18 protein-coding genes are annotated in these 16915 nt (G+C 42.4%); all 18 read left to right on the top strand.

The window, feature by feature from the left end; all coding sequences use genetic code 11:
- Positions 1-3: 3 nt before the first annotated feature.
- Positions 4-822 carry a flagellar assembly protein FliH gene (fliH, locus tag E5N72_RS07300; protein ID WP_135923860.1) on the top strand — a complete coding sequence of 273 codons (819 nt, stop codon included), beginning with the start codon at positions 4-6 and terminating at the stop codon, positions 820-822.
- 17 nt (positions 823-839) lie between these two features.
- Complete coding sequence (fliI, locus tag E5N72_RS07305; protein WP_135923861.1) at positions 840-2174, top strand: flagellar protein export ATPase FliI; 1335 nt, start codon at positions 840-842, stop codon at positions 2172-2174.
- On the top strand, positions 2174-2629 hold the full coding sequence (gene fliJ, locus E5N72_RS07310; RefSeq protein ID WP_063706592.1) for a flagellar export protein FliJ: 456 nt from the start codon (positions 2174-2176) through the stop codon (positions 2627-2629). Before fliI ends, fliJ begins: the two co-directional genes overlap by 1 nt.
- Before the next feature lie 100 nt (positions 2630-2729).
- Positions 2730-4946, top strand: coding sequence for a flagellar hook-length control protein FliK (locus E5N72_RS07315; protein ID WP_135923862.1), 2217 nt, complete (start codon positions 2730-2732; stop codon positions 4944-4946).
- 75 nt (positions 4947-5021) lie between these two features.
- Positions 5022-5543, top strand: a complete 522-nt coding sequence (gene fliL, locus E5N72_RS07320) for a flagellar basal body-associated protein FliL (protein WP_135923863.1) — start codon at positions 5022-5024, stop codon at positions 5541-5543.
- 9 nt (positions 5544-5552) lie between these two features.
- Positions 5553-6644 carry a flagellar motor switch protein FliM gene (gene fliM / locus E5N72_RS07325; protein WP_135923864.1) on the top strand — a complete coding sequence of 364 codons (1092 nt, stop codon included), beginning with the start codon at positions 5553-5555 and terminating at the stop codon, positions 6642-6644.
- Positions 6645-6666: 22 nt separating this feature from the next.
- Positions 6667-7068, top strand: a complete 402-nt coding sequence (fliN, locus tag E5N72_RS07330; RefSeq protein WP_135923865.1) for a flagellar motor switch protein FliN — start codon at positions 6667-6669, stop codon at positions 7066-7068.
- Positions 7065-7448: a flagellar biosynthetic protein FliO gene (gene fliO / locus E5N72_RS07335; protein WP_135923866.1), complete on the top strand. Its 384-nt coding sequence runs from the start codon at positions 7065-7067 to the stop codon at positions 7446-7448. The genes fliN and fliO overlap by 4 nt, the downstream gene beginning before the upstream one ends.
- Before the next feature lie 4 nt (positions 7449-7452).
- A complete protein-coding gene (gene fliP / locus E5N72_RS07340) occupies positions 7453-8193 on the top strand; it encodes a flagellar type III secretion system pore protein FliP (protein ID WP_135923867.1) in 741 nt (246 codons plus the stop codon).
- Between the two features lie 40 nt (positions 8194-8233).
- Positions 8234-8503, top strand: a complete 270-nt coding sequence (gene fliQ / locus E5N72_RS07345; RefSeq protein WP_054553264.1) for a flagellar biosynthesis protein FliQ — start codon at positions 8234-8236, stop codon at positions 8501-8503.
- Positions 8504-9283 (top strand): flagellar biosynthetic protein FliR, encoded by a 780-nt coding sequence (gene fliR / locus E5N72_RS07350; RefSeq protein ID WP_135923868.1) that lies wholly within the window; start codon positions 8504-8506, stop codon positions 9281-9283. It abuts the gene before it with no gap.
- Between the two features lie 9 nt (positions 9284-9292).
- Complete coding sequence (gene flhB, locus E5N72_RS07355; RefSeq protein WP_135923869.1) at positions 9293-10423, top strand: flagellar biosynthesis protein FlhB; 1131 nt, start codon at positions 9293-9295, stop codon at positions 10421-10423.
- A gap of 71 nt (positions 10424-10494) precedes the next feature.
- On the top strand, positions 10495-12606 hold the full coding sequence (gene flhA, locus E5N72_RS07360; RefSeq protein WP_135923870.1) for a flagellar biosynthesis protein FlhA: 2112 nt from the start codon (positions 10495-10497) through the stop codon (positions 12604-12606).
- A 20-nt stretch (positions 12607-12626) separates the two neighbouring features.
- Positions 12627-14108 (top strand): flagellar biosynthesis protein FlhF, encoded by a 1482-nt coding sequence (flhF, locus tag E5N72_RS07365; protein ID WP_135923871.1) that lies wholly within the window; start codon positions 12627-12629, stop codon positions 14106-14108.
- Positions 14101-14961, top strand: coding sequence for a MinD/ParA family protein (locus E5N72_RS07370; RefSeq protein WP_135923872.1), 861 nt, complete (start codon positions 14101-14103; stop codon positions 14959-14961). Before flhF ends, E5N72_RS07370 begins: the two co-directional genes overlap by 8 nt.
- 26 nt (positions 14962-14987) lie before the next feature.
- Positions 14988-15698 carry an RNA polymerase sigma factor FliA gene (locus E5N72_RS07375; protein ID WP_135926251.1) on the top strand — a complete coding sequence of 237 codons (711 nt, stop codon included), beginning with the start codon at positions 14988-14990 and terminating at the stop codon, positions 15696-15698.
- 40 nt (positions 15699-15738) lie between these two features.
- Positions 15739-16122: a chemotaxis response regulator CheY gene (cheY, locus tag E5N72_RS07380; RefSeq protein ID WP_016708035.1), complete on the top strand. Its 384-nt coding sequence runs from the start codon at positions 15739-15741 to the stop codon at positions 16120-16122.
- 17 nt (positions 16123-16139) lie between these two features.
- On the top strand, positions 16140-16907 hold the full coding sequence (locus E5N72_RS07385; RefSeq protein WP_135923873.1) for a protein phosphatase CheZ: 768 nt from the start codon (positions 16140-16142) through the stop codon (positions 16905-16907).
- Positions 16908-16915: the final 8 nt, after the last annotated feature.

Raw genomic sequence — 16915 nt, forward strand, 5'->3', positions numbered from 1 at the left:
ACCATGTCTAAACCTTCTTTACATAAAGGTCGGCCAATTCACCCTAGTGAAGCAGTGGATGAACTTCTTGAAAACTGGCCAATTCCTGATGTTGCACAAGACACCAGAAAGTTGGCTGGACGTTCAACTGCCTATGGTACGCCTTTAGCTGACATGTACCGCAAGGAGCGTCAAAAACAAGCGGTAGAAGAACAGCCCGAAGAGCCGGAAATTCCTGCTCTGACCATGGCAGAGCTTGAAAAAATTCGCCAAGATGCTTACGAAGAAGGGCTTAAGCAAGGTCATGAGCAAGGCTATATTGATGGCTTTGAAAAAGGGGCTCATGAAGGCAAAGAAGCAGGCTTCAAAGAAGGCGTTGAACTAGGCAAAGAGCAAGGCCAAGAAGAAATAAAGCCAATTTTAGAAGAGCAGTTAACCACACTGAGAAGTTTGCTTGATAGCTTATCTCAACCATTAGCAAAAGTTGATGAAAGTGCAGAGAAGCAGTTGGTGCAGTTAGCGGTCATGCTAACTGAGGTATTAGTTTACCAAGAAATTAAAACCTCACCAGAAGTCATCTTGCATGCATTAAAGCAAGCCATTGACGCATTAGGCGAAGAACAAGCGAAAGTACGTATTCACTTACATCCTGATGACATAGCATTAATTACACAAAGCTATGGCGAACAAACTATTGCAGATAATCATTGGCAGTTAGTTGCAGAGCCAACCTTAGAACGTGGTGGTTGTGAAATCAAAACCCCGCAGTCGTCTTTGGATATGACAGTTAAAACCCGCGTCAAAGAAACGTTGGAAAACTTTTTGCATAGCAGTGGTATATAACATTTATTAGGCTCTTTATGAGTACTCACGCAATGACCCTTAGCGATCGCTTAAAACGCTACGAAAAACATATCAAAGCCCCAAAACCAGCTGTTGCTGGTATTTTGACGCGTGTTGTTGGTTTAACACTCGAAGCGAAAGGGCTCAGAGCGCCGGTTGGCAGTCAATGTAAAATTGAGACGATAAATGGCTTTGTTGATGCAGAAGTGGTTGGCTTTAACGACCAAACTTTGTATTTAATGCCCAATGACCATATTTCTGGTGTATTGCCTGGGGCACGAGTGATCCCGCAGATGAATGAAACTGGTTTACCTGTGGGTATGTGTTTGCTTGGGCGTGTCGTTGATGGTCTTGGTCGTCCACTCGATGGTTTAGGGGCGATTAATGCTGAGCACCATCTTAAATTTGCCCAAAATTCCATAAACCCCCTTGCAAGACGTCCAATTAGCCAGCCTATGGATGTAGGTGTACGGGCTATCAACTCTGTTATTACCGTAGGTCAAGGCCAGCGTATGGGGCTATTTGCAGGCTCTGGTGTTGGTAAGTCAGTGCTACTTGGGATGATGACACGTGGCTCTGAGGCTGATGTGATTGTGGTCGGTTTGGTGGGTGAACGCGGCCGCGAGGTAAAAGAATTTATTGAAGAGATTTTAGGTGTTGAAGGTCGTAAACGTTCAGTTGTAGTAGCTGCTCCGGCCGATGCTTCACCATTAATGCGTTTAAAAGGTTGCGAAAGTGCAGTAACCATTGCTGAATATTTTCGTGATCAAGGTCTTAACGTATTGTTGTTACTGGACTCTGTTACCCGTTATGCCATGGCACAACGTGAAATCGCTTTAGCGGTTGGCGAGCCGCCTGCAACCAAAGGTTACCCGCCTTCAGTATTTGCTAAACTGCCTGCGCTGGTGGAGCGTGCTGGTAATGGTGGTGAAGGGCAAGGTGCGATTACGGCATTTTTCACCGTGCTCAGTGAGGGCGATGATATGCAAGACCCAATTGCAGACTCTGCCCGTGCTATTTTAGATGGTCACATTGTTTTATCTCGGGATTTAGCCGACAGTGGTCATTACCCGGCTATTGATATCGAAAAATCAATTTCCCGTGTTATGCCGCAAGTGGTCTCTGAAGCGCATATGCAACAAGCGCGAGTGCTCAAGCAAGTGTATTCAATGTATCAACAGAATAAAGACATGATTACGTTAGGTGCATATCAAAAAGGTACCGACCCTATGCTCGACCAAGCAATCAATATGATGCCGCGAGTCAATCAATTCCTTCAGCAAGGCATGAAAGACGTTATTAGTTATGATGATGGTCTGCAAGGTCTAGCGCAGTTATTAGGACAAGGTTAATGGCTAAAAGTAAACTTGATTTATTGTTAAAGCTTGAGAGTGATAAAGAAGAGTCTTTACGCATGGATTACTTAAAAGCGCAGCAGCACTTACAAAGTAATCAACAAAAACTGCAGGGGCTGAATAACTTTCGCATGGAGTATTCTCAGCAGTTACATTTGAAAGGGCGCTCAGGTTTGTCTAGTGCTGGGTTTAGCCAATACCATGCTTTTATTGCCAAAATAGAAGAAGCGATTCGCCAGCAAGCAAGCACTGTTAACACTGCAAAGCAAGTTGTTACGCAGCGCAAAGCCTTGTGGTTAAAACAGCAAGTGAAAGCAAAAGCGGTGGCAAAGTTAATTGAGAAACAAGCTGAAAAGCAAGCGATGCTAGTGGCAAAAGCGGAGCAAAAAATGTTGGACGAATTTGCTTCAAATCAGTTTTATCAACGTCAGCTTAAAAACGCACTTCTCTAAAATCCTAATCTTTTTAGGCATGTTAATTGCATTTACTTAATCAGAAGCATTAATTTTGGCACTTGCGGCGGCAAATTGCCTCTTTCTTTTTAGGTGAATTATGGCGATCAGTGATATCAATTTGCAGGTTAAAACTGAGCAAGGTACTGGTTTTTCTAGCAAAGAGACGGAGTCTTACGATACAGCTTCAGGGTTGCGCTTTTTAACGTCATTAACAGAAGCAAGTGAAGCGGCAAATGCCCAAACAACCTCTCAATCTAAAAATGACAACGAGTATTCTCGTCTTGAAAAAAGTGAACAAGAGTCTGAAGAGCTGACTGTCGATACAGACTATGACCACGAATCAGCCACAGCAGATGTAAGCGATAGCAAAAAGAATACGAGTGAGACTGTAACAAAAGAGCAAGATGAGTCACAAACAGACTCAAGCCTAAATGAAGAAAACTCATTACTTTCGCAAATTAATGCAGCCCAAGCGATGAGTACACGGGTTAATAAACTTATTGAAGATAATGAGTTAGGCGATGATGTAACTGCTAAAAAGCCAGTCTCTGGTGATTCTGTTACCCCAATAATTCCATCACCAATGAACTCTATGTCTGATGCTGATAAGTCTGCTGGCAATTCTGATATCAACAATACTGCTGCGAGCGTATTACATAAATCAAAAGTTGCGACAGCTGTCGATAATCAGTTAAAAGCTGGTACTGAAATAGCGCAGAAAGATGCAAAAACGTCTGATAGTGATAGCCCATTAATCGATAAAAAACTAACTGTTTCTGCAGCTGATACGCCAAATACAGTGCCGCAACAGTCCGAATCAGCTAAAGAGACAAAAGCAAACCTCTCGGAAAAAAATAGCCTTAATAGTCTGTTAAAGGCTACGGGAGAGGCTGATGCTCAAAAACCAACATCAGCACAGCTCGCCGCTCAAAATAACCAAGCTAGTGTCGCCAGTTCTGTGGTTGCAGAAGTCACTAATGCCAAAACTGTTTCCTCTACTGAGCAAAACCTTGATTCACCTAAAGTTAACCAAGGGATAGAAAATTCTGTAACAGATAAATCAATTATCAGTTTGTTTGCTAAGGTGCAAAGCGGTGATGGTAAAGCTGTTAGTGAATTTGCAAAAGGTTTATCACTTACCCACGAGCAGCAACAACAGCTTGAACAACAAATTAATCAGTTAAAGACAGATCACAAGTTAGACTCAAAAGACGCTGAAACTATTAAAAACTTGCTTACAGAATTGATGAACAAAACTACGCCGTTGCAAGTCACGCAAAATCAAGCCTCACAATTAACGGCTGATGAGTCGCAAATACAGCAAGATGTTAAGTTATCTGAGCAAAAAACAAGTGACTTTAAATTGCCTGTAGGTGTTGAAAAGCAACTGGCTGCATTGACAAAAGATGAGCAACAAGCGCTGTTGAACAAGGTTAATGCACAACTACAAACAGTCACAGCTGGTACTAGCCAATTTGAAAAGCTAACAGCAGCTAAGGCTTGGCTTTCAGAGGCTGTTAACACTACCGAGAAAACAAATCTAACTACGCCAGTTACTACAGCCAATGCAAGCGCGGTAGAAAATAGTAATACAACACCTACGCGAGCTGAAAAGTTAGCCCTTGCGGTAGGTAACGTAAATAATTCTGAAGAGTCATCAGCTGAGCGAGATATTAAGCTTAATGCTGAACGTTCGCAGGAGGTTAGTACCCCGCGAGTTACTCAGTTATTAAATCAGTTAACGTCGCCTGTGGCGACGTCGATTCAGCCAACTGCACATGATATTGCTCAGCATCATCATGAAAATGCAATAGATGCGCATATTATGCAGACGCAAACAACTCAGCAAGCGCAGAGCAAATCGGTGAGTGTAGATCCTGGGGTTATGCAAGCGATTAATATCATTAAAAGTGATGCCGCGAAAATGCTTCAGGAACGAGTCAGTGCTTTGTTAAATATTAATAATAAAGAAGCTGAAATCCGTCTTGATCCGCCTGAAATGGGCAGTATGCAAATACGTATCCGCAGTGACGCAGAGCAGGCACAAATAAACTTTGTAGTACAAAACCAGCAAGCTAAAGAAGCGCTTGAACAATCTATGCCCCGACTACGCGAAATGCTTGCTCAGCAGGGAATAGAGCTAGGTGAAAGTAGTATTCAGCAGGGTAGCCCTGAGCAGCAGCAGGATGGAGAGCCTGGTCAAGGCCAGTTAGCTGGTAATCAGCACAATGAAGAGCAGCAACAAGAGGTAACAGCACAAAGTGCAGAAACTTCTCGACAACAATCTTCATCATCAATAGATTACTATGCATAAGTCCTGCTATTATAAGAAATAAAATAGTTACAATGAGTATATTTCCTAACTGTTGTAACGCTTAAGGAAGTGACAATGGCCGAAGAAGCAAATTTAGAAATAGAAGATACAGGTAAAGGTAAAAAGAAGCTCATAATTATCATTGCTGCGGTCGTTGTGATAGTGGCTGCTGCAGCAGGCTACTTTTTATTTATGGGTGGTGAAGAACCAGTAGAAAGTCTTGCCGACGAAACAACGGCAGCAGAAGCCGCGGCACCTTCAAGTTCTGCTGAAATTGGCTCTGCTTTGTATGTTGCTATGCCTCGTCCTTTTGTTTTCAATGTACCGGGCGCTAGTCGTGACCGTATTGTGCAAATTAAAGTGCAGCTACTTGTTCGCGGTGAAGTGAACGAAGAAACTGCCAAAAAGCATATTCCACTCATTGAAAGTACCTTATTAAGCGTACTGTCAACAACGACAGCGGATGAGCTAGGTACCAGTGAAGGTAAAGAGTCTGTTCGTGTTGCAGCACTTGAAAAAGTGCAATCTGCTTTAAATGATGTGGAAGGCAGCAAAGTGATCGAGCGGGTACTGTTTACCGGCTTTGTGATGCAATAAGGGGTCAGCGTGAGCGATTTATTATCTCAAGACGAAATTGATGCGCTCTTACATGGTGTTGATGAAGTCGATGAGGAAGATATTCACGAAGGTGATGACTTAGACAGTAATACACTGCAATATGATTTTTCTTCACAAGATCGTATCGTACGTGGTCGAATGCCGACGCTGGAAATCGTGAATGAACGTTTTGCGCGTCACATGCGTATTAGCTTATTCAATATGATGCGCCGCACCGCTGAAGTCTCGATTAACGGCGTACAAATGATCAAATTCGGTGAATATATTCATACCTTATTTGTTCCTACAAGCTTGAATATGGTGCGTTTTCGTCCGCTAAAAGGCACAGGGCTTATCACCATGGAAGCACGCTTGGTGTTTATTTTGGTTGATAACTTCTTTGGTGGTGATGGTCGTTACCATGCCAAAATTGAAGGCCGCGAATTTACCCCAACAGAACGCCGTATCGTGCAAATGCTGCTAAAAATTATCTTCGAAGATTATAAAGAAGCATGGGCGCCGGTAATGGATGTGTCGTTTGAGTATTTAGACTCAGAAGTAAACCCAGCCATGGCCAATATCGTTAGCCCAACAGAAGTGGTTGTTATCAGTTCATTTCACATTGAACTTGATGGTGGTGGTGGTGATTTTCACATCGCCTTGCCTTACTCAATGCTTGAACCTATCCGTGAATTACTTGATGCCGGTGTGCAATCAGATACAGAAGATACTGATTTACGCTGGAGTAAAGCACTGCGCGACGAAATTATGGATGTTGAGGTTGACTTATCAACACAGCTTCTCGAAATAGATTTAACGCTACAGCAGATTATGGAGCTTAAAGCGGGTGATATTATTCCGGTTGAAATGCCAGAGCATATCACTGTGTTTGTTGAAGAGTTACCGACATTTAGAGCAAAAATGGGCCGCTCTAGAGATAATGTTGCTCTACAAATTAGCGAAAAAATTAAACGCCCTGAATCAGTTAAGTCTGAGCTTCATGTGTTCACAAAAGGTGGCAAAAAACTGGATTCAGATGCAGAATTAGCAGAACTAGAAGAAGATCTACACCTTTCTGATGGTGTCGATTTAGACTGGTAGTCGATTTATAAGGTTAAATATAATGAGTGATGATCAAGATACAATGGACGAATGGGCTGCGGCCTTAGCCGAAGCTGAGGAAGCCGAAAATGCCACAAGTGATGCTTCTGTGGCAGAGCTTGATGAATTAAAAGATGAAAGGCATGAGCTCTCAAGTGACGAAAAACGAAAGCTTGATACCATCTTAGACATTCCGGTGACTATTTCGATGGAGGTCGGTCGTTCAAAAATCAATATTCGTAACTTATTGCAATTAAACCAAGGTTCTGTGGTTGAACTTGATCGGGTTGCAGGTGAACCGCTTGATGTGTTGGTTAATGGTACGCTAATTGCGCATGGTGAAGTGGTCGTTGTAAACGACAAGTTTGGTATTCGCTTAACGGATGTGATTAGCCAAGTAGAGCGTATTAAAAAGTTACGATGAACGCACTTATCGCTTTATCGAGTGCGTCGAGCACTGTGTTTCCAACGGCATCACCGACGGCAGATCTTCTGTCTATGGTGATGTCTTTGCTTTTGGTGTTGGTTGTTATTATTGGATTAGCCTTTTTTGTAAAAAAGCTTAATCCGAATCTCGCTAACAGTGATGAGTTTAAAGTTGTCCGAAGTTTACCGTTAGGCTCACGTGAGCGATTAATGGTGATTGAAATAGATAACGCTCAACACTTAATTGGTGTGACACCTCACAGTATTAATTACTTACATAAGCTTGAAACACCCTTAAAAGAAAAAGAATTGCCAGAACTAGCAAAACGATTTGGCAAACTATTAAACCCACAATCACCTTCTAATAAAAAGAATTAACGCTATGATCAAGTGGCTCGTTATTTTAGCAAGTGTGTTGTTTTTACCTTCCGTCAATGCAGAAGGTGTCGAAGCGCTCACTATCACCACTAACCCTGATGGCTCGCAAGATTACTCGGTAACGCTGCAAGTGTTAGCGATCATGACTGCGCTGAGCTTCATTCCTGCCGCAGTCATCATGATGACCTCATTTACACGTATCATAGTTGTACTTGCTATTTTGCGTCAGGCTATTGGTTTACAACAAACTCCATCGAATCAGATATTGCTTGGTATGTCATTGTTCTTAAGTATTTTTATAATGGCTCCTATCTACCAGCAGGTAAACGAACGTGCAATTGAGCCTTATTTAAATGAACAGGTTACTTCTACACAAGCATTGGAGCTTGCAAAAGAGCCAATGAAAGCTTTTATGCTCTCGCAAGTTCGCATAAAAGATTTAGAAACCTTCGCAAAAATTGCCGGCTACGATAAATTAGATTCACCAGAAGATACTCCGCTAATTGTTTTAATTCCTGCGTTTGTTACCAGCGAATTGCAAACGGCCTTTATCATTGGTTTTATGTTCTTCATCCCGTTTTTGATAGTTGATTTAGTTGTCGCCTCGGTATTAATGGCCATGGGTATGATGATGCTCTCACCTATGATTGTGTCCTTACCCTTTAAGATTATGCTGTTTGTGCTAGTAGATGGTTGGAGCCTTGTGATGGGCACATTGGCGAAGAGCTTTGGGCTTGGGGTGTAGCCATGCAATTACAAGCACATAATTAGGTAGGAGAGACAAAATGGAACCAGAAATTTTTGTCGATATACTCAGTGACGCGCTGTTTTTAGTCATAAAGTTAGTGTCAGCAATCGTGGTGCCAGGCTTATTAGTTGGTCTTGTAGTGGCAGTTTTCCAAGCGGCAACATCAATCAATGAGCAAACCTTAAGCTTCTTACCGCGTTTGTTAATTACCATAAGTGCACTTATTATCGGGGGCCATTGGTTTACTCAAGAGCTTATGGATTACTTTACGCGTTTAGTGATGTCGATACCGGAGATTGCAGGCTAAATGGAGTTTCCATTTGCAGTCATAATTCAATGGCTCAGTGATTTTCTACTGCCGTTGGTCCGCATAAGCTCAATGATCATGATTATGGCTGGTCTTGGCGCGAAAAACGTTCCCACACGAATTAAACTAGGTTTAGCTATTGTAGTAACGTTTGTTGCTGTACCTATGTTGCCGCAGGCAAGCTTTAATAATCTTTTCTCATTTGAAATGATATTAGTCGTGATACAGCAAATGCTGATTGGTGTTGCGATTGGCTTTGCTTCAGTCTTACTGCTCAATACCTTTGTTCTTGCCGGACAAATACTAGCAATGCAAACCGGTCTTGGTTTTGCGTCGGTCGTTGACCCGTCAAACGGTATGAATGTTCCAGCAGTGGGCCAGTTTTATCTCATTTTGGCTACTTTGCTGTTCTTTGTGTTTAACGGTCATTTGATGATGATTCAAATGGTTATTCATAGCTTTGAGGTATTGCCAATCGATGGTAATTGGTGGGCGGTGGATCATTACTGGGATATCGTTACTTGGGGCGGTTGGATGTTTACCACAGCCTTAGTACTTGCCTTGGCACCACTAACAGCTATGCTGGTTATTAACATGTCGTTTGGTGTAATGACCCGTGCAGCGCCGCAACTTAATATCTTTTCCATAGGTTTCCCGTTTACTCTTGTTGCTGGGCTTGTGATTATTTGGGCAACGCTTGGTAACTTTATGACTCAGTTTGAGTTTCAGTGGTTAAAAATGGTTGAGTTAATGTGCAGCCTTGTTGGTTGTACACCTTAGGAGCGAGCCATGGCTGAAGATTCAGGTCAAGAAAAAACCGAAGAACCCACCGGGAAAAAAATAGAAGATGCCAAGAAAAAAGGCCAAGTAGCGCGCTCAAAAGAGCTCGGCACTATGTTTGTACTTATTTTCTCAGCAATTTCGTTACTAATTTATGGTCCTGAAATCGGCAAAGGTTTGTACAACATTATGGGCCGATTATTGAGCCTGAACCGCAATGAAACCTACGACACCACTAAAATGTTCTCTGTGTGGGGAATTGTTGCTGATGCGTTGATTTTCCCTATGGCGATGTTCGTTTTTATCATTGTCATTGCTGGTTTTATAGGAAATACCTTGCTAGGCGGATTTAATTTTAGCTGGGAAGCCGCAGCACCAAAAGCGAGTAAAATGTCGCCTGCAAAAGGTATTAAACGTATGCTTGGCCCTCAAGCTGGCGTAGAGCTTGTTAAATCCATTTTGAAGTTTGCAGTGGTTGCAGGCTTTGCGGTGTTTTTAATTAATACCTTTTTTGATGAAATACTTCATTTGAGCCAAGAAAGCGCACCCAGTAATTTTATTCATGCGCTTGAGATCCTCTCTTGGATGTTTTTAGGATTGACCTGCACGTTGATAATCATCGCAGCGATTGATGCTCCATATCAAAGCCACAAGCATCATAAAGAGCTGAAGATGACCCTACAAGAAGTAAAAGACGAATACAAAAACTCAGAGGGTGACCCACAAATTAAAGCGCGTATTCGCCGTACGCAGCGTGAAATGTCGCAAAGGCGCATGATGCAAGATGTCCCCGATGCCGATGTTATTGTTACCAACCCGACTCATTACTCTGTGGCGCTAAAATATGATACAGCCAAAGCGGGTGCGCCTATTGTGCTTGCTAAAGGGGTTGATGAACTTGCTATGCAAATTCGTAAGGTTGGTAAAGGAAACGATGTGCCTATTGTTGAGTCTCCAATGCTTACTCGTGCGCTTTATCACACCACCGATGTGGGCCAGCAAATTCCGGATCAGCTGTTCACTGCAGTTGCTCAGGTTCTCGCTTATGTATTCCAGTTAAAACGCTTCCAAAAAGGGCGTGGTAAACGGCCTGTTCCACTCGACAAAAAGTTACCGATTCCAGATGGTTACAAATATTAATTCCTAGCCTTATAACTTGGAATAGTTATTGCAAATTCCGTGTAGTGTCAATTTTTTGAAATTGTTGAATTATGGAATTTAAAGCGGTATTACAACAACTTAACAGAGATAAAAAAGAATATGCTAAGGGTGTCGGTACGCCACTGCTGGTACTTGCAGCCTTGGGTATGGTTATTTTACCCCTGCCTCCATTTCTTTTAGATATTCTTTTTTCGTTTAATATCGCGTTAGCCCTAGTGGTGTTACTTGTTACTGTGTACACCATGAAACCGCTTGAGTTTGGTATGTTCCCAGCGGTACTTCTGATTGCAACCATCATGCGCTTAGCACTGAATGTAGCCAGTACCCGTGTGGTATTGCTTGAAGGTCATAATGGTGGGGACGCTGCGGGTAAAGTAATCGAGGCCTTTGGCTCGGTGGTTATCGGTGGTAACTATGCGGTTGGTTTAGTGGTCTTCCTGATTTTAATCATTATTAACTTTGTGGTTATCACCAAAGGTGCTGGCCGTATTTCTGAAGTGTCAGCTCGTTTCACCCTTGACGCAATGCCAGGTAAACAAATGGCAATTGATGCTGACTTAAACGCTGGTTTTATTAGTGCTGAGCAAGCCCGTGAACGCCGTGAAGAAGTAACTCGCGAAGCCGATTTCTATGGCTCGATGGATGGTGCGAGTAAATTCGTAAAAGGTGATGCGATTGCTGGTATTGTCATCTTGGTTATTAACATTGTTGGTGGTTTATTTGTTGGTATGATCCAGCATGATCTTACTTTTGGTCGTGCAATGGAAGTTTACACTCTTCTAACCATTGGTGATGGTCTTGTTGCGCAATTACCTTCGCTATTATTATCAATCGGCACAGCGATTGTTGTAACCCGTCAAAATGAATCGCACAACATGGGCGATCAGTTTAAAACGCAATTGGGTAATGAAAAATCGTTATTCATTGCCTCTGGTATCCTAATCATTATGGGCTTAGTACCGGGCATGCCACATATTGCATTTTTAAGCTTAGGTGCATTGTTAGGTTATTTAGCGTATTACACGCAACAACAAAAACTTAAAGCTGCAGCTGAGAAAGCAGAGCAAGAAGCTAATGGCGGTGCAACGGGTACAGGTGTTGCTAACAAACAAGAACAAAAAGAACTTGGCTGGGATGATGTACAGCAAGTTGATGTGATTGGTTTAGAAGTAGGTTATCGCTTAATTCCACTTGTTGACCAATCTCAAGGTGGTGAACTGTTAAATCGTATCAAAGGTGTGCGTAAAAAGCTGTCTCAGGAACTTGGCTTCTTGGTACCTCCTGTACACATTCGCGATAACTTAGAACTTGACCCTAACGCTTACAGAATCACGATGATGGGTGTTTCAAGCGGCGAGGGCGAGCTTAAGCATGGCGATGAGCTCGCGATCAATCCTGGTCAAGTATTTGGTCCAATCAAAGGCGTGGCTACTAAAGACCCTGCATTTGGTTTAGATGCGGTATGGATCAAACCAGATCAAAAAGATGAAGCGCAATCATTAGGCTACACCGTAGTCGACTCAGCAACTGTTGTTGCGACTCATATTAGTCAGTTACTTACTAACAGTGCAGCGTTACTACTTGGCCATGAAGAAGTGCAAAACTTATTAGATATGTTAGCGAAGAGTCATCCTCGTTTAGTTGAAGGACTGGTTCCTGACGTATTACCACTCACAACAATCGTAAAAGTGCTACAAAATTTACTAAACGAAGGGGTGGCAATTCGCGATATGCGCTCAATTGTACAGACCCTTGTTGAATATGGCCCACGTAGCCAAGACCCAGATGTACTAACGGCTGCAGTGCGAATTTCACTGCGCAGACTAATCGTTCAAGACGCCGTTGGTATGTCTTCAGAAATCCCTGTCATAACCTTGGCGCCTGAGTTGGAACAGATGTTGCATCAGTCACTTCAGAATGCAGGTGACGAAGGTGCCGGAATTGAGCCAGGCCTTGCAGAGCGACTTCAACAATCATTGAACGAAGCGCATCAAAACCAAGAAATGGCCGGTGAACCTTCGATACTGTTAACGTCAGGAATGTTACGTACTGTGTTATCTCGCTTCGTTAAGTACACCATCCCAGGTTTAAGGGTGATGTCTTACCAAGAGGTACCAGACGAAAGACAGATCAAGATTGTCAGCTCAGTAGGCCAACAATAGGATAGTAAAGGGGTTGAACCATGAAAATTAAACGTTTTTTTGCCAAAGATATGCGCACAGCACTCAAGGAAGTGAAAGACGAGTTAGGTGTTGATGCGGTAATTATGTCAAACAAAAAGCTAGCCAACGGCGTTGAAATCGTTGCAGCTGTTGATTATGACAAAGCAGCCCCGAAAGCAGAAGCAAACCCAGCGCCAGTGCAATCAGCACCTGCGCCACAGCATAACTTCGTCAAACCTGAGCCAATGCGTGCCAAGCCTGAGCCGCAAGCAAAAGTTGCCGATAGCTTACAAGCGTTACTAGAGCGTCAAGCCCCACGCCCTCGTTCGCCAGAGCTGGCGTCAATGTTCAGTCAGTCAGGTATTGATACGAGTGAACACTATCAACCTAAAGAGCAAAGTTATGACCAACCTCGTCCTGAATATGCTCCAAAACCACGCTATCAAGAGCAAGCTGCTCCACGTATGCAAACACAAGCGCACAGTTTAGGTTTTGATGATGACTTAGACTCAGGATTTGATGATCTTGATACACCTACAGAGCGCAAACAAGCAGCGCCGGCAAACCAATCTGAAATTGCGACAATGCGCGAAGAAATGAATGCCATTCGTCAATTACTTGAACATCAAGTATCAGGCTTAATGCAACAAGATATGGCGCGTCGCGATCCGACTCGTGCGTGTATGATTGACCGTTTAGCTGGTATGGGTATTGAGCGTGACGTTGCAGAGCAAATGGCCTGTTTTATTCCTGACGATGTATCACGTCAACAAGCTTGGCAAGCACTTCTGCAAATGGTTGAAAACCAAATGCATACAACTAATAACGAAATCCTGCGTCAAGGTGGTGTATTCGCTTTAGTTGGCCCTACAGGTGTTGGTAAAACAACCACTGTTGCAAAACTCGCAGCACTTGGTGCACAAAAATATGGTGCCGATAAAGTGGCGCTTATCACGACTGATACTTACCGTATTGGTGCCTACGAGCAACTTGCAACTTATGGCCGTATTATTGGTTGTGGTGTGAAGCAAGTAAAAGATGCCAATGAATTGGCTGAAGTGCTATACCATTTACGAAATAAGCGTCTAGTATTAATAGACACTGCAGGTATGAGCCAACGTGATTTACGCTTAACTGAGCAACTTAATACCTTAATGCGTAATCAGCGAGTTGATATTCGTAGTTATTTAGTGTTGAGTGCTACAGCACAAATTAATGTGCTACAAGAAACCGTAAGACACTTTAAAAAGGTTCAGCTAAGTGGCTGTATCTTCACTAAATTGGATGAATCGTTGAGTTTAGGTGAGATTATTAGCATAGCGATTCAAAATCGCCTGCCAATAGGGTATCTTACTAATGGTCAGCGTGTTCCAGAAGATATTCGCGTAGCGAATGCTGAAAAACTAGTGAAAAAAGCTGAACAATTGTATTTAAAACGAGCAAAAGCACAACATTCACGACGTCAAGCAGTAGCGTCGAACACAGTAGGGATGTATGATTAACACAGTATTAGATCAAGCAAGCGGCCTGCGCAAAATGAATCAAAATAATAATAGTGGCGTTAAAGTTATCGCTGTTACTGGCGGCAAAGGTGGTGTGGGAAAAACGAATGTATCACTCAACACTGCAATTGCATTAGGTCAGCAAGGAAACCGCGTATTAGTATTGGATGCCGATTTAGGGTTGGCAAACTGCGACGTGATGCTTGGTTTACGTGTTGAACGTAATTTATCTCATGTTTTATCTGGCGAATGTGAGCTTGATGAAATTCTTGTAGAAGGCCCTGCTGGTATTAAAATTGTGCCAGCAACGTCTGGCTCGCAAAGCATGGTGGAGTTAACTCCTTCTGAGCATGCTGGCCTTATTCGCGCTTTTAGCGAATTAAACACCGAGTTTGATATTTTAATTGTCGATACCGCCGCAGGTATTTCGGACATGGTATTAAGCTTTTCACGTGCAGCACAAGATGTCGTTGTGGTTGTATGTGATGAACCTACCTCAATTACAGATGCCTACGCGCTTATTAAAGTGTTAAGCCGAGAGCATGGTGTATATAAATTTAAAATTGTTGCCAACATGGTGCGTAGCATGCGTGAAGGGCAAGAATTATTTGCTAAACTTTCAAAAGTAACGGATCGTTTTTTAGATGTTTCTATGGAATTAGTCGCAACGATTCCCTATGACGAAAATATGCGTAAATCTACGCGACGTCAAAAGGTTATCGTTGAGTTATTTCCAAACTCACCAGCAGCGGTGGCGTTTAAAACATTAGCAACGAAAGCAGTTAAGTGGCCGATCCCTAACCAACCGTCTGGTCACTTAGAATTTTTTATTGAGAAACTAGTAAACGGCTAACTATGACAACATCGGTGAATAAAGCGATGGGATATCAATCAGCACAGAATTTAAATGCGATTGTTGAAAAGCACGCCTCTTTAGTCAAAAAAGTGGCGTGTCATTTGATTGCTCGTTTACCTGCTAGTGTTCAGCTCGATGATTTAATTCAGTCAGGCATGATCGGCCTTATTGAGGCGTCAAAAAACTTCGACGCTAGTAAAGGTGCAAGTTTTGAAACCTTTGCAGGTATCAGAATTCGCGGTGCAATGCTTGATGAAATCCGTCGAGGCGATTGGGCACCACGCTCTGTGCATCGAAATGCACGTCTAGTCGCAGAAACAATTGCTGAATTAGAAAGTACCTTAAACCGCGAGCCCAAAGACACAGAAGTTGCTGAAAAACTTGATATTACACTAGATGAGTACCATCATATTCTACATGACGTTAATTCTAGTAAAGTATTAGGTATCGAGGATTTAGGTGTAGATGAAGACGTAATAACACCAATGGGTCATGATTTAGCACTAGACAAACCGTTTAATAACGTTAAAAATGAGCGGTTTAACCAGTCTCTATTAACGGCTATCCAATCGTTACCAGAAAGAGATGCCCTTGTTTTGTCTTTGTATTACAACGATGAAATGAACTTGAAAGAAATAGGACACATACTCGATGTTAGCGAGTCGCGTGTGAGTCAAATACATGGTCAGGCGATGATTAAGCTCAAAGCAAAAATCAATGACTGGATTAATTAGTAGTAAGTAAATATAGGTTCAAACCTCACCGGAGGATGTTTTGGATAAAAACATGAAGATTCTTGTTGTTGACGATTTTTCTACAATGAGACGTATCATTAAAAATCTATTAAGGGATTTAGGTTTTACCAATGTGCAGGAAGCTGATGATGGTTCAACAGCATTACCAATGCTACAAAATCAAGAATTTGATTTTGTTGTAACAGATTGGAATATGCCTGGCATGCAAGGTATTGATTTGTTACGTGCTATACGTGCCGATGATAGCCTTAAACACATTCCTGTTTTAATGGTAACAGCTGAAGCGAAAAAAGAACAAATTGTTGCTGCTGCTCAAGCAGGTGTTAATGGCTACATTGTTAAACCATTTACTGCTGCGACACTTAAAACCAAATTGGAAAAAGTGTTTGAACGTTTAGGTTAATCTAAGGGGAGAGGCTTATGTCAGCACCTGCTGCGCCTCATATAAGTTTAGAGCAAGCTCGTCAACTTGTTGAGTATCTTGAAAAAGGTGAACAAGAGAAGGCAGATAAGCTAATTCTTGAAGCCGCATCAAAAGAACAATCAGAGTTGTTTGCCGAAGTCGGTAAATTGACGCGTCAACTGCATGAAGCGTTAAAGAACTTTGATCTTGATACTCGTCTCGCCGATTTAACTACCGATGCGATACCCGACGCTAAACAGCGATTAAACTATGTCATGGAAATGACAGAAAATGCAGCAAATAAAACCATGGATGCTGTTGAGGCAAGTTTACCTATTGCACAACAACTTGCTGATGAAATTGCAACAATCAAGCCCACGTGGGATCGATTGATGAACCGAGAAATTGAGCTTGGTGAGTTTAAAACCTTATGCCATAGCTTAGATAAGTTCATGAACAACTCTCATACTAAAACTGATGAATTACAAGGCTTGATGACCAATGTGCTTATGGCACAAGACTACCAAGATTTAACTGGTCAGGTAATTCGCCGTGTTATTGAACTAGTACGAGAAGTTGAAGACAGTTTAATTAATCTCTTAACTGTATTCGGCAGTCAAGAAGATGGTCAGCAAAAACAAGAAAAACAGGCCACAGAACAAGCACCTGCAACAAGCGATACGCTAGCAGGTCCTGAAGGGCCAATTATTGATGCAGAGTCACGTGATGATGTTGTCTCAGGACAAGATGAAGTTGATGACCTATTATCAAGTTTGGGCTTCTAAGAGGAGAG

The organism is Pseudoalteromonas sp. MEBiC 03607 (genome assembly GCF_004792295.1).
GTDB lineage: Bacteria > Pseudomonadota > Gammaproteobacteria > Enterobacterales > Alteromonadaceae > Pseudoalteromonas > Pseudoalteromonas lipolytica_C.

Bases quoted from the DNA above. Each gene is read 5' to 3' on its own strand.
- fliH (WP_135923860.1), top strand. From the start codon at position 4: ATGTCTAAACCTTCTTTACATAAAGGTCGGCCAATTCACCCTAGTGAA.
- fliI (WP_135923861.1), top strand. From the start codon at position 840: ATGAGTACTCACGCAATGACCCTTAGCGATCGCTTAAAACGCTACGAA.
- fliJ (WP_063706592.1), top strand. From the start codon at position 2,174: ATGGCTAAAAGTAAACTTGATTTATTGTTAAAGCTTGAGAGTGATAAA.
- E5N72_RS07315 (WP_135923862.1), top strand. From the start codon at position 2,730: ATGGCGATCAGTGATATCAATTTGCAGGTTAAAACTGAGCAAGGTACT.
- fliL (WP_135923863.1), top strand. From the start codon at position 5,022: ATGGCCGAAGAAGCAAATTTAGAAATAGAAGATACAGGTAAAGGTAAA.
- fliN (WP_135923865.1), top strand. From the start codon at position 6,667: ATGAGTGATGATCAAGATACAATGGACGAATGGGCTGCGGCCTTAGCC.
- fliO (WP_135923866.1), top strand. From the start codon at position 7,065: ATGAACGCACTTATCGCTTTATCGAGTGCGTCGAGCACTGTGTTTCCA.
- fliP (WP_135923867.1), top strand. From the start codon at position 7,453: ATGATCAAGTGGCTCGTTATTTTAGCAAGTGTGTTGTTTTTACCTTCC.
- fliQ (WP_054553264.1), top strand. From the start codon at position 8,234: ATGGAACCAGAAATTTTTGTCGATATACTCAGTGACGCGCTGTTTTTA.
- fliR (WP_135923868.1), top strand. From the start codon at position 8,504: ATGGAGTTTCCATTTGCAGTCATAATTCAATGGCTCAGTGATTTTCTA.
- flhB (WP_135923869.1), top strand. From the start codon at position 9,293: ATGGCTGAAGATTCAGGTCAAGAAAAAACCGAAGAACCCACCGGGAAA.
- flhA (WP_135923870.1), top strand. From the start codon at position 10,495: ATGGAATTTAAAGCGGTATTACAACAACTTAACAGAGATAAAAAAGAA.
- flhF (WP_135923871.1), top strand. From the start codon at position 12,627: ATGAAAATTAAACGTTTTTTTGCCAAAGATATGCGCACAGCACTCAAG.
- E5N72_RS07370 (WP_135923872.1), top strand. From the start codon at position 14,101: ATGATTAACACAGTATTAGATCAAGCAAGCGGCCTGCGCAAAATGAAT.
- E5N72_RS07375 (WP_135926251.1), top strand. From the start codon at position 14,988: ATGGGATATCAATCAGCACAGAATTTAAATGCGATTGTTGAAAAGCAC.
- E5N72_RS07385 (WP_135923873.1), top strand. From the start codon at position 16,140: ATGTCAGCACCTGCTGCGCCTCATATAAGTTTAGAGCAAGCTCGTCAA.